Source organism: Lactobacillus sp. M0403, from assembly GCF_016101265.1.
Lineage (GTDB): Bacteria > Bacillota > Bacilli > Lactobacillales > Lactobacillaceae > Lactobacillus > Lactobacillus apis.
Genome location: NZ_JACFQV010000004.1, coordinates 53,210 through 76,342 on the forward strand (window position 1 = coordinate 53,210; position 23,133 = coordinate 76,342).

23 protein-coding genes are annotated in these 23,133 nt (G+C 36.9%); 7 read left to right on the forward strand and 16 right to left on the reverse strand.

The features are described 5' to 3' along the window. Nucleotides 1-22: 22 nt before the first annotated feature. The 3 genes from H3T48_RS05915 to H3T48_RS05925 form a co-directional block, all read right to left on the reverse strand. Nucleotides 23-1,225, reverse strand: a complete 1,203-nt coding sequence (locus H3T48_RS05915; protein WP_187157734.1) for an AI-2E family transporter — start codon at nucleotides 1,223-1,225, stop codon at nucleotides 23-25. 13 nt (nucleotides 1,226-1,238) lie between these two features. Beyond that, nucleotides 1,239-1,619 carry a PTS glucitol/sorbitol transporter subunit IIA gene (locus tag H3T48_RS05920; protein ID WP_198188867.1) on the reverse strand — a complete coding sequence of 127 codons (381 nt, stop codon included), beginning with the start codon at nucleotides 1,617-1,619 and terminating at the stop codon, nucleotides 1,239-1,241. 81 nt (nucleotides 1,620-1,700) lie between these two features. Next, entirely contained in the window at nucleotides 1,701-4,457 is a 2,757-nt protein-coding gene (locus H3T48_RS05925) for a cation-transporting P-type ATPase (protein ID WP_198188868.1), read from the reverse strand. A gap of 161 nt (nucleotides 4,458-4,618) precedes the next feature. Between H3T48_RS05925 and H3T48_RS05930 the strand changes: the two genes are divergently transcribed. After that, a complete protein-coding gene (locus tag H3T48_RS05930) occupies nucleotides 4,619-5,653 on the forward strand; it encodes a lactonase family protein (protein WP_198188869.1) in 1,035 nt (344 codons plus the stop codon). Nucleotides 5,654-5,681: 28 nt separating this feature from the next. Here H3T48_RS05930 and H3T48_RS05935 read toward each other — a convergent pair whose 3' ends face one another. From H3T48_RS05935 to H3T48_RS05945, 3 genes are read right to left on the reverse strand one after another with little or no spacing between them, the layout of a single operon-like run. After that, nucleotides 5,682-6,581 carry an RluA family pseudouridine synthase gene (locus H3T48_RS05935; RefSeq protein ID WP_198188870.1) on the reverse strand — a complete coding sequence of 300 codons (900 nt, stop codon included), beginning with the start codon at nucleotides 6,579-6,581 and terminating at the stop codon, nucleotides 5,682-5,684. Next, nucleotides 6,568-7,374 (reverse strand): NAD kinase, encoded by an 807-nt coding sequence (locus tag H3T48_RS05940; RefSeq protein WP_074425597.1) that lies wholly within the window; start codon nucleotides 7,372-7,374, stop codon nucleotides 6,568-6,570. Before H3T48_RS05940 ends, H3T48_RS05935 begins: the two co-directional genes overlap by 14 nt. Continuing rightward, complete coding sequence (locus H3T48_RS05945) at nucleotides 7,374-8,003, reverse strand: GTP pyrophosphokinase family protein (protein ID WP_074425598.1); 630 nt, start codon at nucleotides 8,001-8,003, stop codon at nucleotides 7,374-7,376. Before H3T48_RS05945 ends, H3T48_RS05940 begins: the two co-directional genes overlap by 1 nt. 503 nt (nucleotides 8,004-8,506) lie before the next feature. Here H3T48_RS05945 and H3T48_RS05950 point away from each other — a divergent pair. Together H3T48_RS05950 and H3T48_RS05955 are read left to right on the forward strand one after the other, a co-directional pair. Continuing rightward, nucleotides 8,507-9,130, forward strand: coding sequence for a CYTH domain-containing protein (locus H3T48_RS05950; protein WP_198188871.1), 624 nt, complete (start codon nucleotides 8,507-8,509; stop codon nucleotides 9,128-9,130). 79 nt (nucleotides 9,131-9,209) lie between these two features. Next, complete coding sequence (locus tag H3T48_RS05955) at nucleotides 9,210-9,851, forward strand: DsbA family protein (RefSeq protein WP_198188872.1); 642 nt, start codon at nucleotides 9,210-9,212, stop codon at nucleotides 9,849-9,851. Here H3T48_RS05955 and H3T48_RS05960 read toward each other — a convergent pair. From H3T48_RS05960 to H3T48_RS05985, 6 genes are all read right to left on the reverse strand, one after another. Beyond that, a complete protein-coding gene (locus H3T48_RS05960; RefSeq protein ID WP_370567531.1) occupies nucleotides 9,826-10,695 on the reverse strand; it encodes a competence protein CoiA in 870 nt (289 codons plus the stop codon). The two genes, H3T48_RS05955 and H3T48_RS05960, sit on opposite strands and share 26 nt — an antisense overlap. A 56-nt stretch (nucleotides 10,696-10,751) precedes the next feature. Beyond that, nucleotides 10,752-11,477, reverse strand: a complete 726-nt coding sequence (locus H3T48_RS05965) for an adaptor protein MecA (protein WP_198188874.1) — start codon at nucleotides 11,475-11,477, stop codon at nucleotides 10,752-10,754. 104 nt (nucleotides 11,478-11,581) lie between these two features. Further along, on the reverse strand, nucleotides 11,582-11,980 hold the full coding sequence (spxA, locus tag H3T48_RS05970) for a transcriptional regulator SpxA (RefSeq protein ID WP_046306436.1): 399 nt from the start codon (nucleotides 11,978-11,980) through the stop codon (nucleotides 11,582-11,584). Nucleotides 11,981-12,188: 208 nt separating this feature from the next. After that, nucleotides 12,189-13,922: a phosphoenolpyruvate--protein phosphotransferase gene (gene ptsP / locus H3T48_RS05975; protein WP_074425604.1), complete on the reverse strand. Its 1,734-nt coding sequence runs from the start codon at nucleotides 13,920-13,922 to the stop codon at nucleotides 12,189-12,191. Beyond that, nucleotides 13,922-14,188, reverse strand: a complete 267-nt coding sequence (locus H3T48_RS05980; protein WP_046306433.1) for a phosphocarrier protein HPr — start codon at nucleotides 14,186-14,188, stop codon at nucleotides 13,922-13,924. Before H3T48_RS05980 ends, ptsP begins: the two co-directional genes overlap by 1 nt. Nucleotides 14,189-14,300: 112 nt before the next feature. Continuing rightward, a complete protein-coding gene (locus H3T48_RS05985) occupies nucleotides 14,301-14,483 on the reverse strand; it encodes a hypothetical protein (RefSeq protein WP_046306432.1) in 183 nt (60 codons plus the stop codon). Between the two features lie 179 nt (nucleotides 14,484-14,662). Between H3T48_RS05985 and H3T48_RS05990 the strand changes: the two genes are divergently transcribed. Further along, nucleotides 14,663-16,858, forward strand: coding sequence for an ATP-dependent Clp protease ATP-binding subunit (locus tag H3T48_RS05990; protein ID WP_198188875.1), 2,196 nt, complete (start codon nucleotides 14,663-14,665; stop codon nucleotides 16,856-16,858). Nucleotides 16,859-16,983: 125 nt separating this feature from the next. Next, nucleotides 16,984-17,265, forward strand: coding sequence for a DUF1827 family protein (locus H3T48_RS05995; RefSeq protein WP_046306430.1), 282 nt, complete (start codon nucleotides 16,984-16,986; stop codon nucleotides 17,263-17,265). A gap of 39 nt (nucleotides 17,266-17,304) precedes the next feature. Here H3T48_RS05995 and H3T48_RS06000 read toward each other — a convergent pair whose 3' ends face one another. Further along, complete coding sequence (locus tag H3T48_RS06000) at nucleotides 17,305-18,876, reverse strand: peptide chain release factor 3 (protein WP_198188876.1); 1,572 nt, start codon at nucleotides 18,874-18,876, stop codon at nucleotides 17,305-17,307. Then, nucleotides 18,876-19,745 carry a hemolysin family protein gene (locus tag H3T48_RS06005; RefSeq protein ID WP_122034646.1) on the reverse strand — a complete coding sequence of 290 codons (870 nt, stop codon included), beginning with the start codon at nucleotides 19,743-19,745 and terminating at the stop codon, nucleotides 18,876-18,878. Before H3T48_RS06005 ends, H3T48_RS06000 begins: the two co-directional genes overlap by 1 nt. 100 nt (nucleotides 19,746-19,845) lie before the next feature. On the opposite strand from H3T48_RS06005, the gene H3T48_RS06010 reads away from it, so the two are divergent. After that, a complete protein-coding gene (locus H3T48_RS06010) occupies nucleotides 19,846-20,307 on the forward strand; it encodes a hypothetical protein (RefSeq protein WP_046306424.1) in 462 nt (153 codons plus the stop codon). A gap of 5 nt (nucleotides 20,308-20,312) precedes the next feature. Here the strand turns inward: H3T48_RS06010 and H3T48_RS06015 are convergent, their stop codons facing one another. Further along, nucleotides 20,313-20,792, reverse strand: coding sequence for a hypothetical protein (locus H3T48_RS06015; protein WP_046306422.1), 480 nt, complete (start codon nucleotides 20,790-20,792; stop codon nucleotides 20,313-20,315). A gap of 9 nt (nucleotides 20,793-20,801) precedes the next feature. Beyond that, entirely contained in the window at nucleotides 20,802-21,617 is an 816-nt protein-coding gene (gene recX, locus H3T48_RS06020; RefSeq protein WP_198188877.1) for a recombination regulator RecX, read from the reverse strand. A 125-nt stretch (nucleotides 21,618-21,742) separates the two neighbouring features. Here recX and rlmD point away from each other — a divergent pair, with 125 nt between their 5' ends. Then, entirely contained in the window at nucleotides 21,743-23,119 is a 1,377-nt protein-coding gene (rlmD, locus tag H3T48_RS06025; RefSeq protein ID WP_109715270.1) for a 23S rRNA (uracil(1939)-C(5))-methyltransferase RlmD, read from the forward strand. The last annotated feature ends 14 nt before the right edge of the window (nucleotides 23,120-23,133 follow it).

Here is a 23,133-nt window from a genome sequence, read left to right on the forward strand (position 1 = left end):
GGCCCAGTGACCACACTTTACTCTAATTCTTTGTCACTTCTTCGTTATCAACTGTCTTCTTTGGAACTAAAGAAGTTTTTTCGTCTTCATCAAAAACTTTTGAAACCTTACGATAGTAATTATACACACGCATGATGATGATTTTTAAAATTGCGTAAATTGGAATACCAAAAATCACACCCCATAGGCCCCAAACCGCACTTGAACCAATCAAGAGAAGAATAGTTGTAACTGGATGCATTTCCATTTTGTTCCCCATAACCAACGGACTAATCAGACGTGATTCAATTGTTTGCTCAACAGCGAAGACAATTAAAACTTTAATGACCATCGGTAGAGAAATCATGATACCAATTACGATTGCTGGAATGAATGCAATAAAAGTACCAAAATATGGAATCAGGTTTAAAAAGGCACTTAAAACAGCGAGCGCAATCCCATATGGCAGACCGATGATGCTATAGCCGATTGCAAACATAATCCCTACCCAAAAGGCAACTGTTAATTGACCTCTGATATATGAAGAAAGAGCTGTATTAATATCATATAGTAATTCGCCAAAGCCGTTTTGCCAACGCTTAGGGGCAAATTGTGTCAAATAAGGACGTAGATTATGTCCATCTTTTAACATGAAGAATAAGATGAATGGCGCCGTCAATAACGTCATAAAGATCATCGTAACAATACTAATTGCCGACGAAATATTATCTAGTGCAGCGTCAATCGCATGCTGGCCAGATTTAAATATCATGTCCTGCGCACGTGCAATTGCATCATTAATATTATTTTTCACACTATGAAATTGTGGATCACTTAACATATTTTGAACAGCAATTGTTGCATCATTCCAAATATGAGGCCAGTGTCTTATTAAAGAATCGACTTGCGTTTGCACAATTGGCAATAAAGTATTAACAATCCAAACAAGTAATACCGCTACCAGTAAAAACAAACCAATAATAGTTGCAACCCGTGGTACTTTGAACTTACGCTCAAGAATGTCGACCAAGGGGTTCATAATGTAATATTGAATTAATGCTAGTAACAAAGGCGGCAAGATTGCACTTACAAATAGCTTTGCCGGATTCATCACAAAAGATATTTTATTAAAGACCCAAATAATCAGGAAAAACAATAAAATATTGAGTAAGACAACGCTAAAGCGATTATTCAAAAACCACTTTTGAAAAATGCTCTGTTTTCTAGGCTTTTCTTGTGAGTTCATTAAATCCCCCTATTTAAACATGCTCGTAGATAATTTCATCACCTACATTAAACTCTGGGAATGTTTGCTTATCAGTAAACGTCAAGTAGACAGCATTTGCCATGGGATTTTTAGGCTTTTTTTGATCAAAAAAGATTGTAATATGACCTAAAGCTTTCATATTACTTTCGACCATTGCTCCGACATAATCAGCCACGTAGGTTTGACCATCAATCGTAATTGTGTCGCCCTTTTTGAACACAAACTGACTAACTGGTGTTGTGTCATCAAATTTTTGAATGACTGAAACATCATCTAAATCAGCTGTCACATTATCACTAAATAAAATCACCATTTTGCCATCTGCTTCAATAGCTTGTTGACCAATTTTGGTAATTGTTGAGTTCCATTTCATTTTATTAAGCTCCTTAGACAATAATTTTAGCATAACAAAAACCGCTTAACTAATATATAAGCGGTTTTATTTGTCTAATGACTATTTTTCACGATATAACAGCCATTTTTTGATTTCATCTATGATTACTAATGGGATTGGTAAGCAGAATAAGAAGAGCCAATCAATCGGCATTAATCTTGTAGTGTTAAATAATTGTTGTAAACCTGGAGTTACAGTTAAAACAAGGAACAATAAAATTTCAAAAATAATTCCGTACCAGATATTACGGTTACTGAATAAACCTTTTTTGAAAATTGATACCTTATTTGTACGACAGTTTAGCACATTAGCAATTTGAGAGAAGATAATTGCTCCAAGTACCATTGTCGTAGCACGCATATAAACTGAACCACTTGAAGCAAGTGCAACTTTTGGCCAACCATTTTGCATATTAACAAAGAAGTAAGCACAAATTGAAATAATACTTGAAATCAAACCGTACCATAAAAATGCTTTGATAATTACACTTCGGTTGAGTAGATGTTCACTTCGTTTACGTGGTGGTTGCTTCATCACATCTGGATCAACCGGTTCACCACCGAGTCCCAATGCAGGAAGCATATCAGTTCCCAAATCGACCGTTAAAATTTGCATAACTGTCATTGGAAGTGGAATCAAACCACCAGAAAGTAAGAATAGAATCGATGGAAAAGCTTCCGGAACATTCGAGGTCAAGATATAAGTCAAGAACTTACGGATATTACTATAAACCGCACGACCTTCCTCAATTGCAGCAACAATTGAAGCAAAGTTATCATCAGTCAAGATAATATTGGCAGCATCCTTAGCAACATCTGTACCAGTCATCCCCATTGCAATACCGATATCAGCCTGTTTCAAAGCAGGAGCATCGTTAACACCATCACCAGTCGAGGCAACAATTTCACCATTTTCTTGTAAAGTCTTAACAACTTTATATTTTTGCTCAGGTGCAACTCGAGCAAAAATCACTTCGCCCTTAAGTGCCTCACGGAGTTCATCATCGCTCATCTTGTTTAATTCATCACCGGAAATAACTCTCGCTTTATCTGAAGTTAAACCAATTTGAACAGCCACAGTTTTGGCAGTCAACTTGGAGTCTCCGGTTACCATGATAATTTTGATTCCTGCTTCATGACAACGTTTAACGGCATTGTAAATTTCAGGACGTGGTGGATCACTCATCGTGGTTAACCCAACAAATACCAAATGTTCTTCGGCAGTTTCAATGGTTAACTTATTAATATCAGTGTCCTTAGAATCAATGATTCTGTAGGCCATTGCCATACTACGTAAGCCTTTAGCAGCATATTCTGCATTACGCTTATCTGCAACATTGCGGTCGTCTTCAGTCAGCGACCGAACTTCACCATCAACTTGGATCTGATCACACTGCTTAATTACATCACTAAATGAACCTTTAGTGAAGATAATGTCTTGTGTGTCATTCCAACGATGGATAGTTGACATTCTCTTTCTGTCGGAATCAAACGGTAGTTCACGTAAGCGTGGGTATTTAACCAAGACCTTTTGGCGATCAAAGCCCGCCTTTTCCGCCATTATTATTAATGACGCTTCAGTTGGTGTTCCTAAAATCTTTGGTTTGCCACCCTTGGTTTTACTTGGCTGAACAGCTGTATCGTTATCAAGCGAAGCAATTTGAACCAGCTTATGTAAATCAGGATTTTCTTCGTACCAAAGTTGTTTTTTATTTAATTCTACCTGACCATTGTTTTCATAACCATTACCGGTAACTTGAAACTCATTTTTAAGTGTCCAAATGTAATGAATGGTCATTTGATTTTGAGTTAAAGTTCCCGTCTTGTCTGAACAAATGACGGTTGTTTCACCCAAAGTTTCTACAGAATTAAGTTCCTTAACCAAAGCATGTTTCTTAGCCATTCTTTTGACCCCTTGGGCCAGACTAAGAGTAACAGTCGGTAAAAGACCTTCTGGGATGAATGCAACAATCATCCCCAAAGCAAAAATGAATGCTTTTGCAAATGGGTATTTAACAAAAGCGATTGCTGCAATCATGAATACAATTCCGATTGAAACCGCAATAATTGATAACTGTTTAGTAAGTCGGTTTAATTCTTGTGTAAGTGGACTATCGACCTTGTTCTGCTTTTGGGTAAGCTTGGCAATTTTACCAAACTCGGTATTCATTCCCGTTGCAAATGCAATCGCGCGTGCAGTTCCTGCTCCAACTGTAGTACCAGAATATACTAAGTTAGTTTCAGCGTAACTGCCCTCTCCAGGTGAATAGTCGGTTGTCTTTGATTCAGGAACAGACTCACCGTTTAAAGCACTTTGGTCAACCTGCATTGAACTTGCAGAAATCAACCGTGCATCAGCTGGAATTGAATTTCCAGCTTGCAAAACAAAAACATCCCCAGGAACTAATTCCTTAGCATCAATTTGGACCTTTTTGCCATCACGAATGGCTTCGACATATGTTGGCAGCATATTGTTTAAAGCATCTGTCGCTTTTTTAGCTGCTCGCTCTTGCCAAAAACTAAATAACCCGTTGATGATATTAACTAGCCAAATAGCAATTCCCAATTCCAGTGTGCCACTAAACATGGCAACCGCGCCTGAAATCCAAAGCAAAATGGCCATCATACTAATAAAGTTTTTAAAAAAGGCCTTCCATTCAGATTCTTCTTTAGCTTTCTGAATTTGATTCGGACCATACTTCTCTAATCGACTAGCAGCTTCTTCGGAACTCAAACCGTCCGTAGAAGATTGCAAATTAGTAAAAACTTCAGAAATATCATTCTGGGCATATAGCTCACGAATTTTATTTTCGTCCATTCATTTGTACTCCTTAATAAAAATGTGATTTAATCGGAATATTCCGATACCATACTTTACCACTTTTAAACTAATGTAATCATGCAAATTTTTTACAAATAAATGTCATGTTATACTTATCTCATTAGTTCATATCAATGAAATTAAATGGAGGCTGAAAAATGAAATTATTAATTGGTGGTTACACCAAAAAAAAGGCTACAGGAATTTACGAATTACCACTTTATAATTCTGATAACGGCTTAAAAGTTGAACTGGAAACAGCAAAGGAAGTAATCAAAATCGGCGGTCCTACTTACTTTGTTCAAGACCAGGATTTGATTTTCACAATTAACAATGCCGGTGATAAAGGCGGAATTAGTTCTTTCCAGTTAGTTGATGGTGCATATCAAGAAAAAGATTCTTATTTAACTGCTGGTTCTTCACCAGCTTACATTGGAATTGATTCAGTAAAGCACCTACTTTATACAGCAAACTATCACACTGGTGTTTTAGCTGTCTTTTCTTATACAACTGATGGTCAACTAACTCTAATCGACTCTGTCACACATACAGCAGACACACTTGGACCTCGTCCAGAACAAGTTGACGGGCCTCATCCACACTTTTTTGATGAGACACCAGAACAGAACCTGGTAAGTTGCGATTTGGGTAACGACTGCGTTGATTTTTATCGCCTTCAAAACAACAAGCTTGAACACTTAGCTAAGTATCAAAATGAAGCCGGCTTTGGTACACGTCATATCGTCTTTAGTCCTGATGGAAATTACTTCTATGTCGTTGGTGAGCTTTCAAGTAAGGTCAATGTGGTTCAATTTAATGAAAAAGATTGGACTTTTAACAACATTGCCACATATTCAACTATTCCTGACGATTACACTGACCACAACGGTGCTGCTGCTATTAAAATTAGTCATGATGGTAAATTTATTTACGTATCTAACCGCGGTCACGACTCAATTACTGTTTTTGCTGTTAAAGAAGATCACACGTTAGAGCTTAAACAACGCGTTTCTACTTTTGGTGAATTCCCTCGTGATTTCAACTGGGATCCAAGTGAGCAATTTGTTGTAGCAACCAACCAAAACACTGACAATGCTACCTTATACAAGCGTAGTGCTGAAGATGGTTGCCTTACTCCAATTCAAAAAGACATTTACGTACCTGAAGGTACTCGTGTTCTCTTCAGTGAATAAATTTTAAGCCAAACAAAAAGAACTGTTTTTACAGTTCTTTTTTTGTGCTATTTTGCCATAAAGCTTGCATATCTTCCGGATCCTCAATTTCAATTTCTACCAGCTGGTTGTGTGCAAATGGATCTGGAAAGGCTAAGTAAAAGCAGTTCAATGCTTGGCGGTTAAATTCGTCATTTATGCCATACAGCGGATCTCCAAATAAAGGATGGTTAATTGATTGCATATGAAGTCTGATTTGATGAGTCCGTCCAGTATAAAGTCTTAGTTCAACTAGACTAATTCCGGGCTCTTGTTTAAGAACCTGATAAGCTGTAATTGCTCTTTTGCCATCCGGAGTAATACTACGCTTGACTGCATCTCCCTTTTTTCCAATTGGTTTATCAATCACACCCTTTAATTCATTTTCCGCAAAATTACCATGAACAAGCGCATGATACTTTTTAACAAACTGATCTTTATCTAGCTTACTAAAACGTGAATGAGCTATTGCATTTTTACCAACCAATACTAAGCCTGAGGTTTCGCGATCAAGCCTGGTTACAACGTGCGGCTTAACGCCCTGCAGCTTTTGTTGCTCAAAATAACCCAAAACACGATTTACAACCGCATTGTCATCATATCTTGAAGGAATTGACAAGAGATCTGCTGGTTTATTTATGACTAAATAGTTTTCCGTTTCTTTAGCAATCATTAAAGGCCTAAACGAAGGTTTTAGCCATGGATTTTCCTTTTCGTTTCCAGGAACAAAAATCACTTCGTCACCAAGATGTAACTGATAATTGGTAAAACGCCGCTTATGATTGACTAAAATCATTCCGTCATTGTTTTTTGCATCATTAACAGCCTTTTTTGAAAAACCATTTTTCATTAAAAAAGCCCCTAATTCTATGGGAGCTTTATTTTCTACTTTAACTTTAAATAGTGTCATGCTTATCCCCAATGAATGCACTCTGAACTCGAGACCAAAAATGAGTATGTCCAAACCGGTCAAACCGAATTTCCTTGTTTGAAATTCGAAAATCTATCTTTTTGGCATTATGAATATTAATTCTATTACCGTCAACCGTCATTACAAAATGATCTGAATTAGGGACAATCGTAATCCACTGGTCGGGTGCAATGACAATTGGAGATGAAAGGGTTCTAAAGACACGATTATTAATCGATGCAATTTCCGTCATCTGCAACGCCTTTAGTTTCGGGTGAATTACTGCTCCACCAATTGATTTGTTATAAGCAGTCGAGCCCGTTGGCGTTGAAACACAGAGACCATCACCACGAAAATTTTCAAATAGCTTGCCGTCAATATAAACATTGGCTTCAAGTGTATGGGAAACCCGTTTAACAGCAGACTCATTCAAAGCTAAATAATGTTTGCGCTCATTAGATTCTGTTGTCAGTTCTACCTCTAATAACGGATACTTGGCTGATTCAGGTTCACGCAAAAAGAGTGCATCAACCATTTTATCAACATCTTGCCCTTGCCAATCAGTATAAAAACCTAAGTGTCCTGTGTGAATTCCAATAAAACGAATCGAACTGATTTGTTTTTCATACCGGTGAAAAGCGTTTATTAATGTGCCATCACCACCCACAGTAATCACTACATCAGGATATTTTGCGTCAAAAACCACGCCCTCTTTTGTGGCAAGAATCTTTTTTAAATGAGCTACTACTTTTAAAGTTTCTTCATTGGTGTTATGAGCAATCGCTATTCTCATTATTTTTCCTTACCTTTGTTTTTGGTAAAAACTTTCTGTGCCTCTTGTACTTCATCCTTGATTAGCGACATTTCTTCATCAAGCTTATAGGCTGTTTCAGCCGTAGACTTTAATCTTTGCGAAATGTCTTCAGGATACGAACCTTGATACTTATAGTTTAGCGTATGTTCTACGGTAGCCCAAAAGTTCATTGCTAGAGTTCTGATTTGGATTTCAGCCAACAATTTTTTCGAGCCTTCTGGAAGATAAACTGTATATGAAATTACCATGTGATAAGAACGATAGCCTGAGGGCTTGGCATTTTGAACATAGTCACGCTCTTCTAACACTTCCATGTCATCACGCTCGTGAATCAAATCTACCACTTTGTATATATCATCAACAAATTGACAAACAATTCTAATGCCCGCAATATCCTGCATATCGGTTTCAATTACATCAGGACTAATAACGCGCCTTTTCATCTTTTCTTTAATCGAATCTACCGTTTTGACGCGTCCAACAACAAATTCGATTGGTGAGTGCTCACCTTTAGTCAAAAAGCTCTGGCGCAGCGAACGGAATTTTACTTTTAATTCGCGAACGGCTTCAGTATAAGGCCATAAAAAAGTATCCCAGTCAAAATTCATTGAAATATTTCCTTTCTTAGTTGCTTCTTCATTCTAACATAAAACAAATGATAGCAATTTCATATTGGTGGCAGAAGCTATTATCTTGCTTGCTTTTTTTAATAACAAAAGTATAAAAAGTGCGATTAATTAGCTTTCTCAGTAAATTAATTTTTTTAAAAAGCTATTCTTTAACAATCCTTCAAAATTATGATAAATTTATTAAATAAAGTCAAAAAAGTTGCTCACTTTGATTTTTCAACTGCAATTCACATTTGCTTTATAGCAATAGTTTGGATAACTCCATTCTTAAAATCCAACTTTTCTAAGCTTATTTTTTGACTCTTATGGCAAAAGTAGTTCAGAATGAAAAACGTTGCCGCATTATAATAAATGTGATCAAGTTGTAAAAAGTTGACTATAATATAGATAGGCAAGATTGCTAGTTGTAATTTTTCCTATGATAGCTTTTAAGGTAAGGTACCTATTACAGCTAAATTGTTGATATACATTGGGGTAGATTAATGTCAGAGAATAATGAAATTGAAGCTAAGATAATTTTGCCCAAAACAACGTATTCCCAGTTATGTAAAAGTTTTCCTGTTAAAAATGATTTTAAGCAAGAAAACTACTACTTCGACACTGATAATGGCTTATTAAAACAAGCACATATCAGCTGCCGGATACGCTTGTTTGAAGATCATGCCGAGCAAACGTTGAAAGTACCGGGTAAAAAACCTGTACAGCATCGTTATCATGAAGCGATCGAAATCAATGATGACTTGAATCTAGAGAAGGCACAAGATCTTCTAAAAGATGCTGAAGAAAAAGGCAAAATCATCTTTACTGGTTCAGTTGGTGATTATCTTAAAGAACACTTTGGTTCCAAAGCAACTTTATGCTTGCAAACATTCAGTAAAACACATCGAATTCTTGCTCAAGGACCACAAAATTGTGAACTTACATTTGACGACACAATGTATCCTGATGGTTTTGAGGACTTTGAACTAGAAGTAGAAAATGATGATCCTACTTTAATTGAAGCTACATTGAAATTGCTTAAGCAACAATATGAGTTAGTGCAAAATTCTGCTAACACAAACCGATCAAAAATTGCACGCGCTTTCAGTCATCGTGGTAAAATGTGACTGTATGGATTTTTTCATTTTAAAGGATAGATATTTGGTAAAGTTATATTGATTAATCAAGTTATGGAGGAGCCTGATCATGTTTGAGATATTTCTTTTTGTCAATCCAATTGGCGTATACTGCTATGATACAGAAGTAGCTGTTAAGAAAACGGTCGAAGAACTTGATATTAGTTCTTCTTTCCATTTTGTTCCTATTACCAACTCAAAAGTAATCAGAGACGACATTATTCGAAGAAAAACTTGCGGTCAAACGATAGACGATATTCCTGAATACACAATGGCTGCTTATCAGGCATTGCGTAATTATCATGCAATAAAACTTGAATATGGCAATAAAAAAGCACGTTGTTACTTAGTTAGTGTGCAAAAGGCTGTGAGTAAGGACTTTAATGTTTATTCGCAAGATTTGCCTAAAAAAGTTGCAATTGATTTAGGGTTAAATTACAAACGAATCTGTGATTCTAAAATCAATAAATATATTGATGATTCGATTGATCAAGACAAAGAGCTCGCACGGAAATTTAATATTCAAACCATTCCTACAACAATCTTTTTTAATGAAAGTGGCGACGACAATGGACTTTTAGTTGAAGGAACAATTGCTCACGATAAATTGCTTGCTTTGTTAAAAAATAGTTACTGTAGTGAACCTCAAGAAGAAGAACAAAAGCAAGTGGAAAATGGTTACCTTCCTAGAAGGCACCTTCGCTTGATGTAAAGTATGTTGTAGCATTATCAGCTGAATTGACAGAACGAACTTGGCTAAACACCCATTGTGGTAGTTCATCAACCGTCATCTGTTTTTGGTACAACTTTGCACCTATCTGCAATCCCTTGATACTTTTATGTGCTAATTGCATTTTAAGATAGTTCTTCTGAACGCTAGAATCAATCTGGTATTTCTGCAAACGTGGCTTAAAATACCATAACTTCTCCAATCCAATAGAATCCAAACTAAAACTAGCAGTTTGAAAATGTAACATATCCGTTAGTGGTTCAAGTTTGACGTTATATTTCAAACGTAAACTCCTTTGATACGGATTAACTTCTAAATAATAATTATTCCACAACTCGTTTTCACGAAAGAAAATGAGTTGTGTTTTTTTGAGATAATGTTGAAGAAAGTGCCTTTTTCCTACAATCCAAATGTCCTTAATGCCAATTTGTTGGTACAAAAGATGTCGGTGCATAAATTCTGATTTATTGAGCGGCGCGCATTGCACCTCAAAAGCCAACTTAGGACTTGCTAGCACATCTGCTCGTAATCTACCATTTGCAAGTGAAACTTCCGTCTGCGCATCAAATTTAGCCGCTTGCAAGGCATTTTTAAGTAGTTCCTTACTTTGCGCATGCTCATCTTTTTCTCCTGCCATATTGATAACCTGTGGCAAGTGCTTAAAGTAAGCTGTCTTCTTTTTTACAATTAACTGAACCTCTCTTTTACAATGCGGACAGAAATAATGTCGCCTCGCAAACTGCTTGGGGTTAGTACTTTCTTTTACTGCTTCTTCTCTGGCAGTAACTAATTCATTATTCAAAAATGCTGCGTACAAAATAATCACCTATTATGAAGTACGCAAAAAAACGACAGGTTTTACTCTGTCATTTTTAATTAGTTTTATTTTTTAGCAAAAGTCTGGCGTAATTGCTCTAGTGCATCCTGTTTAATAAGACACTTTGCAGTGGTCCGGACACGTCCCATCTCTTCAGGCTTTACCTTGGTACCGTACTCATTAGCAATTGCCCACGCATCAGCAGGTTTAAGTTCAGAATAGTTTTCATTATCAAACGCTAAGTCAAGGTAAAAACGATTTCGTTCATGGTAAAGACTTGAAGAAAGATCTGGTGCCAATAAATTATCGGCAAGTTCAACTACAAATTCAAGATCAGAAAAACTGTAACCCTGTTTTGTCTGCAATTTCCAAAACGATTTTTTAACTTTTGGAACTGTAGCTTCATCAGTGTCTTGACTGTCTTCATCATCCAAATCTTCTTCATCATCGTCTTCTAAATCAAGGAAAGAGCGACGTGCATCATCAGTATTTTCGTTTTTAATATCGCCAAAATCCTTCTCAAACAGTTTTGATAAGCTCTCTGGATCCTGATTCGTTGCCTTAGTGATCAATAGATCGAGTCCACCATTATTTGGCATTACTTGAAAAGTGACTGGAGCATCTTGGCTAAAAGAATGGTCGGTGTCAATTTCATCTAAAATTGAATAGAAAAATTGTTGGATCTTACCTTTATCGCCCAGCAAATCTAGAACTTTCAGACCACGTTTAGCTAATTCAGACTTGTTAATTCTCACGCGGATAGTATTTTCATTAATATGTTCTACTTGCATGAGTCATTCACCTCCATCAGATCCTTTGTTCTATTGTAGCGTATTTTGTACATAAAATAAAAGCGTTAGTTCTAAAACTAACGCTTTTTTTGAAAGATTTCAAATTATAAATCTGCGATTTTTTGCATTTCCTCAAGTTCAAGTCGACGAACTTTTCTAGGCAAGAATCGTCTGATCTCGTCTTCGTTGTATCCAACTTGAAGACGACGATCATCCATAATAATTGGTCTTCTTAAAAGACTTGGGTCCTTCTCAACCATATCTAGTAATTGATCAATTGACAGATCATCCAAATTTACTTTAAGTTGTTGGAATGCTCTGGATCGTGTAGAGATAATCTCTTCAGTACCGTTTTCAGTCATCCGCAAAATTTGGATAAGTTCCCCTTTAGTAAGTGGTTCAGAAAAGATATTTCTTTCCTTAAAATCAATATCATGTTTCTTCAACCATGCCTTCGCTTTCCGACACGAGGTACAACTTGGAGATATATATAAATTTACCATATATTTTCACGCTCCTTCTGATCAAAAAATGATTCGTTACCTCTAGTATTATATCACATTACTTTCTTTTTATAAGTAATGTGTCTATGCTATCTATATTTTATGATAGTGAGTAAAAGTGAAGAAACTGTGAAGAATTTCTCAAGAAAAAGTAAAGAAATAAAAAGAGTGCATTAATATCTAATGCACTCTTTGTTAACCTATGAACTTAATTATTCACTTTTTTCATTAAGTCGTCAACTAATTTTTCGTTTTCTTCAGCAGTTTCTGAAACAAAACAAGCAGTATTAGCTAATTCCTTAATATCTTCTGTGTTTAACTTCTTCATTAAGCTTCTAATTCTTAAAATTGAAGTTGCACTCATTGAGTATTCATCAAGACCCATTGAAAGCAAAATTGGGAACATGGTGCTGTCGCCAGCGGCTTCACCACACATACCACACCAAATGCCATTTTCATGAGCAGCATCAATTGTGTGCTTGATCAAACGCAATACTGAAGGACTAGCTGGTTGGTATAGGTATGAAACATTATCATTACCACGGTCAGCTGCCATTGTGTATTGGATTAAGTCATTGGTACCGATTGAGAAGAAGTCAACTTCTTTAGCGAATTGGTCAGCAATAACTGCAGCAGCAGGAACTTCAATCATCATTCCAACCTGTAAGTCTTCGCCAACCTTAACACCGCTTTTAACTAACTTATCTTTTTCTTCAGCTAAAATTGCCTTAGCCTTACGCAATTCACCCAAAGTACCGATCATTGGGAACATGATGCCCAACTTACCGAATGCTGATGCACGTAAAAGCGCACGTAATTGTGTACGGAAGATTTCTTCATTTTGCAATGACAATCTGATAGCACGAACACCTAAGAATGGGTTCATCTCTTCTGGAAGATCCCAGTAGTCTAAGTGTTTGTCACCACCGATATCCATTGTTCTAATAACAACTTGCTTGCCATTCATTCCTTCGATAACTTCTTTATAAGCTTCGAATTGGTCTTCTTCACTTGGGAAGTCCTTGGAATCCATGTACAAGAATTCAGTTCTATACAAACCAATAGCTTCAGCGCCGTTCTCATTAACGCCTTCCATATCATTTGGTGTACCAATGTTAGCTGCAATAATGAATTGCTTACCATCAGCAGTTACAGAAGGTTCGTTCTTGAGTTTCTTCCATTCAGCCTTTTGCTTTAGGAATGCTTCACTCTTAACTTTGTAATCAGCAACTTGTTCATCAGTTGGCTCAATTACTGCATCACCGTTCAAACCGTCAACAACTAATGTTTGACCGTTTTCAACGTCTTTAGTAATTGAATCTGTACCAACAACAGCAGGCAATTCAAGTGAACGAGCCATGATTGCTGAGTGAGCAGTACGACCACCGATATCAGTAACAAAGCCCTTAACAAATTTCTTGTTTAATTGAGCAGTGTCACTTGGAGTAAGGTCATGAGCAACAACAACAACTTCATGATCAATTGAAGCTGGATTAGGTAATTCCTTACCTAATAAGTGAGCCATGATTCGTTTTGAAACATCGCGAACATCAGCAGCACGTTGTTGCATATATTCGTTATCTGTCATGCCTTCAAAAATTGTAATGAACTTTTGAGCGGTTTCATCAAGTGCAGCTTCACTGTTAATTTTTTGCTCTTTGATTTCATTTTCAATTGCACCTGTAAATTCAGGGTCATTCAAAATCATCAAGTGAGCTTCAAAAACTTGAGCTTCTTCTTCACCTAAACTCTTTTTGGCACTATCACGAATTTTTTCAACTTCTTCAGTTGATACTGAAATAGCTTCATGGTAACGAGTTAATTCACTGTCAACATCTGAAACAGTTGTCTTCGTGAAAGAAAGATCTGGTTCGACCAAGAGATAGGCTGGTGCTACAGCAATACCATCACTAGCAGCAATTCCTTTTAATGTCTTGGTCATTATTCAGCTAATCCTTCTTTTTTCATTGTTTCTGAAATAGCGTTGATTGCATCTTTTTCATCATCACCATCAGCACTAATTGTAACGTCAGCATTCTTACCAACACCGAGTGACATAACACCCATGATTGACTTCAAGTTAACTGATTTGCCATTGTATTCCAAGTTGATGTCTGAACCAAACTTTGAAGCAGCTTGTACTAACAAAGTTGCTGGACGAGCATGAATACCTGTTTCTGCAATAACATGAAAATCGCGTTTTTCCATTATAAATATCTCCTTTGAATTGAAAAATCAAACCGGTAGTAACTACCTATTCGCTTACTTAGACTATCATTTTTTTGTGAATTAGACAACATAAATGTAACAGTTTACATCATCAAAGTTCCGTCGTTGATTGCTTGTAAACTATTTTTCCACCACGTAGGGCTTTACCAGTTATGTTCTGTCTTTTGCCAAAAGATCTCAAAGCAGCCTGAAACGCAAATGCATCTTTAGGTTCAACTTCATAATGATCTAATTCACCACTTGCTAACTGCTCTAAAATTTTTTGATAATCCAAATATACCACCGTTTTTCTAAAACATACACTAAAAATTAAGCATTTTTGCTTTTACAAGTGATTATTTTAGCATATTTGGATTCAATAGATAATAATGTATATTATTCCGAGTTTTAGCACTTGATTATTGAGAGTGCTAATTATATAATTTAGTCATTGAAAAGAAAGGCGGTAATGTAATGCTCTGTCAAAACTGTCAAAAACGACCTGCCTCTATTCATCTTTTTGCAAAGGTAAATGGAGAAAGCCGCGAAATCAATTTATGTGGACAATGTTATCAAGAACTTAAACAACAAGGAAATATTAACATGAGTAACGACAACAACGGTTTCTTTGGCGACTTTAACGATCTCTTTAATTTTAATAATGAAAATGCAATGAACGGCAACCCTAATAACCCAGGAAACCCTGGAATGAACAATGGTAATCCTAATAATGGTGGTGGAGGCCGTTCACTACTTGATCAATACGGTACAGATTTAACTGCTCTTGCTAAAAAAGGCAAAATCGATCCTGTTATTGGTCGTGATAAAGAGATTGCGCGTGTCATCGAAATTTTAAATAGAAGAACAAAAAACAATCCTGTCTTAATTGGTGAAGCCGGAGTTGGTAAGACTGCGGTTGTCGAAGGATTAGCACAACAAATAGTTGATGGTTCAGTACCTGCAAAATTACAAGATAAACGAATTATTTCATTAAATGTTGTTTCTCTTGTTCAAGGAACTGGAATTCGTGGTCAATTTGAGCAACGGATGCAACAATTGATCAAGGAACTGCAAGATCATGACGACATCATCTTGTTTATTGATGAAATTCATGAAATAGTTGGCGCCGGAAATGCTGAAGGCGGCATGGATGCTGGTAACATCATTAAGCCTGCCCTTGCCCGTGGTGACTTGCAACTAGTCGGTGCAACTACCTTGAACGAATATCGCGAAATTGAAAAAGACTCTGCTTTGTCACGTCGTTTCCAACCAGTTGATGTTAAAGAACCATCAGTTGCAGAAACTATTCAAATTCTGAAAGGTATTCAGAAGCGTTACGAAGACTATCATCACGTTCACTACACTGATGATGCAATCAAATCTGCTGCTGAATTATCTGAGCGCTATATTCAAGATCGTTTCTTACCTGATAAGGCCATTGACTTGCTCGATGAAGCTGGTTCAAGAATGAACTTAACCATCCCTTACGTTGACAAAGAAAAACTGCAGGAAAGAATTGCAGCAGCTGAAAAGTTAAAGCAGGAATCATTGCAAAATGAAGACTACGAAAAAGCCGCTTACTATCGTGATCAAATTGAAAAATATAATAAGGTAAAAGACCAAAAGGTTGATCCTGATAAATCACCAGTTATTACCAGCAAGATTATGAATAAGATTGTTGAAGAAAAAACTGGTATCCCAGTTGGTGACTTACAAAAACAAGAAGAAAATCAACTGCAAAACTTGGCTTCTAACTTAAAAGAACATGTAATTGGTCAGGATAAGGCTGTCGACAAGGTAGCACGTGCTATTCGTCGTAACCGGATTGGTTTCAACGAATCCGGACGACCAATTGGCTCCTTCCTCTTTGTTGGTCCAACTGGTGTTGGTAAGACTGAGCTTGCTAAACAATTAGCCAAGCAAATGTTTGGTTCAGAAGATGCCATGATTCGTTTTGATATGTCAGAATATATGGAATCCTATTCAGTTTCTAAACTAATTGGTTCTGCACCTGGCTACGTTGGCTATGAAGAAGCAGGTCAATTAACTGAACAGGTTCGTCGTAATCCATACAGTCTAATCTTGTTAGATGAAATTGAAAAAGCTGATCCTTCTGTAATGAACTTGTTCTTACAAATTCTAGATGACGGTCGCTTAACTGATTCTCAAGGTCGTACTGTTTCATTCAAAGACACAATCATCATCATGACATCTAATGCGGGACAAGGCATTAAGGAAACTAGCGTGGGCTTTACAGCTGAAAATGCTAGTGATGAGCCAGATGCTGCTCGTTCTTCAATGAGTCAATTCTTTAAACCTGAATTCTTAAACCGTTTAGACGACGTAATCGACTTCAACGAACTTTCTAAGGAAGACTTAGTTAAGATTGTTGACTTAATGCTTAACAGTGTTAATAACATGGTTAAGAGCCGCGGAATGCAAATTACTGTTACTGACGATGCAAAGAACAAGTTAGTTGAGGAAGGCTACAACCCTGCTATGGGTGCACGTCCACTTCGCAGAACTATTCAAGAAGAAATTGAAGATAAAGTAGCTGATTACAAGCTTGATCATCCAACTGCTAAAAACTTAACTGCAAGTGTTAAGGACCAAAAGATTGTTATTAGCGATGAAGAAAATAATTCTTCTGATGAGAAAATTGATCATTAATCTCTCGGCTTTATGCAATAATATTTTAATTAATTACAATATAATTGCTTTTTTGCAAAGAAAAATGTTGTAATTAGCGTTATACTAATGTAAAAGATAACTACTAGAAGAAACGGGTGAAATCCATGCACTTAATAGATGTAACCAATAGCTATAAGGATCTAGTTCATAGTCAACTGAATTCGACTAACGTTAATTATGTAAAAGTTTATTCATTAGGAAATACCTCTGTCATCTATACCGAAAGCAATGAAGCAATCGAAATTGCTCTGGAAAATCATGATCGTCGTATTCGTAAAGAAGAAGCTGAATTTGTCATTAAGCGACTAATTAAGGAAGATGATCCTTCCTACGTTATAACCTTTGACAAAAACCAACAGTTAATTGAAATCAATATTGATAAATAGAAAAAAGGTTGATAAATTTATCAACCTTTTTTTGTTTGCTTATAATTTCTCAGTTAATTTAACATCCGGATACTTATCTTGGAAAAAGCGCTCAGCAAACTGATTTTCAAATAGAAACAGTGGCTGATCATAGCGATCTTTAACCAATAAGTTACGGCTATTCGACATAGCAGGATCAAGTTGATCCGGATCAATCCAGCGAGCCACACGATGACCGATACTATTTAGCTCTACATCTGAGTTATATTCGTTCTTCATTCTGAACTTAAAAACTTCAAATTGCAGTTGACCAACGGCACCCAAAATATATTCATCAGTTTGATAGTTACGGTATAACTGAATCGCACCCTCTTGAACCAGTTGCGTCATTCCTTTATGGAACGATTTTTGCTTCATTACGTTTTTCGCAGTTACACGCACAAACAATTCCGGTGTAAATTCTGGTAATGGTGGGTAAACGATTTTCTTTTTACCAGAATAGATACTGTCACCTATTTGGAAATTACCAGTATCATAGAGACCAACGATATCGCCGGCAACGGCATCGGAGACTTGAACACGTTCACTAGACATGAACTCGGTCGCATTATTTAGCCTAATTGGCTTATCAGTCCGCGCAAGAGTAACATCTAAGCCCTTCTTAAATTCGCCACTACCAATTCTAATGAAAGCAATTCGATCCCGGTGATTTGGATTCATATTAGCTTGAATTTTAAAGACAAAGCCTGAAAATTCCGGGTCATCTGGACTTAGCTCTTCATCATCATTAACTGTGTGTGCTTGTGGAGCTGGAGCCAATTTTACAAAACTCTTTAAAAAGGTTTCAACGCCAAAATTAGTTAAGGCAGAACCAAAGAATACGGGGGTCTGATCTCCTCTGAGAATCTTCTCAGAATCAAAAGTATTACCAGCTTCTTTGATTAATTCAATTTCATCTAAAGTATCCTTAAATTGTGGGTTCTGGCTTAATGGTTCGCTTTCAGGCAAGTTGCCGTCTTGATCAAGTGGCAAGAAACGATCTTCACCGTCTTTGTGATAAAGCTCAACTTGATTATTGGCAATATCATAAAGACCCTGCAAAGTTTGGCCGGAACCAATTGGCCAATTCATCGCAACACCTTCGATGCCAAGAAGATCTTCCAATTCCGCAATTAAATCTAATGGCGGACGACCATCACGATCCAACTTGTTCATAAACGTGAAGATTGGAATACCACGTTGCTTGACAACTTTGAACAGCTTTTTCGTTTGTGGCTCAATACCCTTAGCCGAGTCAATTACCATGACTGCTGCATCGACCGCCATCAATGTTCGATAAGTGTCTTCTGAAAAATCCTCGTGTCCTGGTGTATCAAGAATATTGATTCTTTTACCATCGTATTCAAACTGCATTACGGAACTAGTAACGGAGATACCACGTTGTTTTTCGATTTCCATCCAGTCACTAGTTGCATAATGGCCTGTTTTACGTGCTTTAACGGTACCAGCACTACGAATAACGCCACCAAAAAGAAGCATTTGCTCCGTAATCGTTGTTTTACCCGCATCAGGGTGCGATATGATAGCAAATGTTCTTCTTTGTTCTACCTTATTTTTAAGTTCATCACTCATTAATTACTTTGCTCTTCTTCCTTTTGTCCTTTGTCTGGTATCGTCAACAAGACCGTGAGTAATCTTGACCGGTTCATTCTTCTTGTGGTCAAAACCATCCCATTGTCTAATTTAACTGATAATTTTTCTCCTTTGGCAGGAATAATTCCCAATTTAGTGATTACGTATCCGGCTACTGTATCAACGTCTTCCATTTCAAGATCAGTACCAAACTGTTCGTTAAATTCGTCAAGCGGCATTTTCCCGTAAATCACATATTTATTCGGAGCGATTTGTTCGGATAAAACTTCAGTATGGTCGACTTCATCGTCAATGTTACCAACAATTTCTTCGATCAAATCTTCAATGGTTGCAATACCAACAACTCCACCATATTCATCGGTTAAAATTGCTAATTGCTGCTGTGTTCGCTGCATCTCAACTAGTAATTCAGCCAAATCAGTTGTTTCTGGAACAAATAGCGGTGGATTCATGACATCTTCATAGTTAATCTTATCAAAGCCTTTTTCCCAAGCCTTTCTAAGCACTGTTCTGATATGAATGACACCAACAATCTTGTCCTTGTCCTGCTTGTAAACAGGGATTCTTGAATATGGCTCGTGCAAAATTTCTTTAAGGTTATCCTGCAAGCTAACTCCATAATCGACCATAAAAGCATCGATTCTAGAAACCATGACTTCACGGACCATTCGTCCTTGAAAATCCAAAACATTATTTAACATTGAAAACTCAGTGTCACTCACTTTTTTCTGATCGTGCAGTTCCTTTATTTCCTCAGTTAAATGTTCTTTCGTCTCTCCATCGCTTGAAGAGGATAATTTATTTTTGAAAATTTGAAATAAATTCCCCTTATCAGGGTCGCTAGCCATAGTTTTTTCTCTCTTTCTAAAAATACGAAGTTTAATAGTGCCATTATATCATGTACGCACAGGATATGTTAAAATAGCACGTAAGAAATGAGGTTTATTAATGAAAAAAAGTCATGTTTTACTTGTTTTTACGTTTTTATTGCTAATACCATACATCTGCAGTCTCACCATCATCGGTATCGGTTACGATGCATTAGTACTGCATTCAGCTGACTTGTTCAGAACCTCAATTGGTGCATTTGTCGGCGCTCTGATTATGTTTGCAATTAAGGCAACCATTCAACGTCCGGTCGACCTCTTGGCTGTGGAAGTTGATGACGGCTTACTAAAACAACTTTTACGTTTTTTCAGTATTAGACGGCGTCCACTTTTGCAATTAGCCAATATGATTTTGGACTTTGTTCTCTGCTTTGGCGCAACTTTTGTTGTTCGCCAATTTCTAACTTTGGATCAGATTGTTGGCAAATCGGCAGGAATCGTAATGTTAGTTATGTTACTTTCAACCTGCTTAGGTGCCTACGTTGAATACGATAATTTATCAATCGATCCTAATCAGCATTAAGAATTTTACTCACTGGCATCCAGATATAACATCTGTGCCAGTTTTTTTGTCGCTAAATTTAGCGTTTGAACAAAATATGGTGTTAGGCTATCACCTGGATTTTCATACATTTGAATGCCTTCATCGCCCACTTTTTGTAAAAATGTTGGCAAAACTGAATTAAGTGGTTGGCTGAAAAAAGCAAGATTTTGCTGGTCAAGTTCTTCAAGTGCGACCTCATTTTGAGGTAAGACAAATCTCATTAGACCACTAGGAACTTCTACTTCATTTGGAACTAATACACCGTACCAGTACATAAAATTTTCTGGCCCGAAAACGATCATGCTAGCCCGTTGATCAGTCAATTCATGCTCGGCTAAAAACGCTTGAAAAACCTGATCTTGTTCCATTTCCACATTACAACTAGAAAATGTTCTTTGGTCATCCATTAATTGATCGGAAAAAGGACGACCAACAAATGTACTTTTTTCTTGTAACTTTTTCATAAAAACTCCTTAATAGTCTGCTAATTCGTCAAGCGGGATAATTTCTCCTGCTAAAAAAGAATCAATTTCATTGCTGGCAAAACCATGTGTATAAAGATAATTACGGATTTTACTGTTGCGCTCTTGTTCGGGCAACCTTCTGAAACGCTTATACGCCTTAACGCCCTGTTTTTTCAAAGCATCAAGTTGCTCACTTTCATCTTGCGCAAGATCCAGTTCGGCAATTATCTCATCAGCAATTGAACTAGAAAAGCCATGGCTCATCAACTTGGTCCTCATTTTACGCTCAAGTTCACGTTGTGAAATTCTGCCAATTTTACTTTTCATTGACTTCAAGACCCGTTGTCCCGCATCTTGCCATTCACTGTCATCAATCTGTTCCAACCCAATTTGGACTAATTCAGGATCAATCCCCTTTTGCGTAAGTTTACGTGAAATCGTCATGGGCCCATCAGTACCAATTCGCAAATTTTGTCTAATTGCTAGATCCACGTACTTTTGATCGTCCAAAAAGCCCATTTCGGTTAATTGATTAACTGCAGCTTGTGCAGGTTCATTATCAATTCCATGATCCTTTAAGTATTGTAAAACTTCATAAACCGTTCGCGGTTCATAATTTAAATACCTTGATGCTAAATTAGTTGCTTTTGCATCTTCATCATATTGCTTGACCTCATCTACTTTTTCGTCAGTCAGCTCTTGTCCTTTTAAAAGAACAAATTCTGCGACAGTCTGCTCACTGGCGGAAAAAGCATACTTGCCATCTAAAAAAATATTGTACCGACCCGGACGTTTTTGACTGCTTACTTTAGTAATTATTGGCATTTTACTCACCTTTCTACTAGATTATAGTTACATGCTAGCAAATTTCTTTCATTCTTGCGAAAAAGTTTTGTTAGGTAGTACAATAAATTGTTAACATTGTAACGTTTTATTGTAGAAAGAAAATTATGTACAAAAATTTTAAGCAAAAAGAAACAAAAGAAAAAGACGTTATCATCACGATTAAACGCTTAGGAATTAATGGTGAAGGTATTGGCTATTATCGCAAGAAAATCATTTTTATTCCAGGCGCACTGCCAAACGAAGTTGTTGTGGCAAAAATTATCAAGGAATATCCGCACTACATTGACGCTGAACTAGTTCGCATTAAGGAAAAAAGTCCAGACCGTGTTCCTTACCCTAAAGGCGTTGATCCAGCAATCGGCGGACTTGAGCTGGCACATTTAAGTTACGAAAAACAGCTTGAATTCAAGCGTGACAATGTTTTGGAAGCATTAAGAAAATATCATCCACGCGGTTACAATAAGTATAAAGTCAAAAAGACAATCCCTGCTCCAAGTGAATGGCACTACCGTAATAAGGCTCAATATCAAATTGAGCAAGATCATGGTCAAACTAAACTCGGTTTGTTTGCTCCAAATTCACATGAACTATACGATTTACCTGTCATGCCAACGCAAAACAAAGCAACGCAAGAGACTGAACGTAAAATAAAGGAGCTGGTTGACAAGTTACACGTAGCAGTTGCCGATCCTTTCAGACATTATGATGGTTTAAAGACAATCGTTGTTCGCCAAGCGGAAGCAACCAAAGAAATTCAAGTAACACTAATAACGGTTGGACACAAAATTAAGAACTTACCTGCTTTAAGTAAGGAAATCATTAACTTGCCTAATGTTGTTAGCGTTTTTCAGAACGAAACTGATTGGCGCAACCCTCAAGTTTGGGGTAATAAGACAGAAAAATTGGCCGGCAAAAATCAAATTATTGATGAAATCTTAGGCAAGAAGTTTGCCCTTTCACCACGAGCATTTTTCCAATTAAACCCAGTTCAAACTGCAACCTTGTATTCTGAGGCACTTAAATTCCTCGACTTAAAACCCGAAGACACTTTAATCGATGCCTATAGCGGCGTCGGTACCCTGGGAATTTTAGCAGCGGATCAAGTCAAACAAGTAGTTGGAATTGAAACTATTCCTGAAGCTGTTGAAGACGCTAAACACAATGTTGAGCTTAATCATTTGCGTAATGCAGATTACTTTCAAGGCAGTGTGGAAAAAGTTCTTCCTGAATTGCAGAAAAATGGTGTTCCAATTGATGCCTTAATTGTTGATCCGCCAAGGACCGGACTTGCAAAGAGTCTAATTAAGACCCTATTGAAAATCAAGCCTAAAACTTTTGTTTACATTTCATGTAATCCTTCCACTCTTGCACAAGACTTAGTGTTATTGAGTGAAGCATATGATGTTCGGTTAATTGAAAATGTTGATATGTTACCTCAAACACCACGCTGTGAGTGTGTCGTCAAATTAACCTTACGCTAATATAAAAAAGTTGT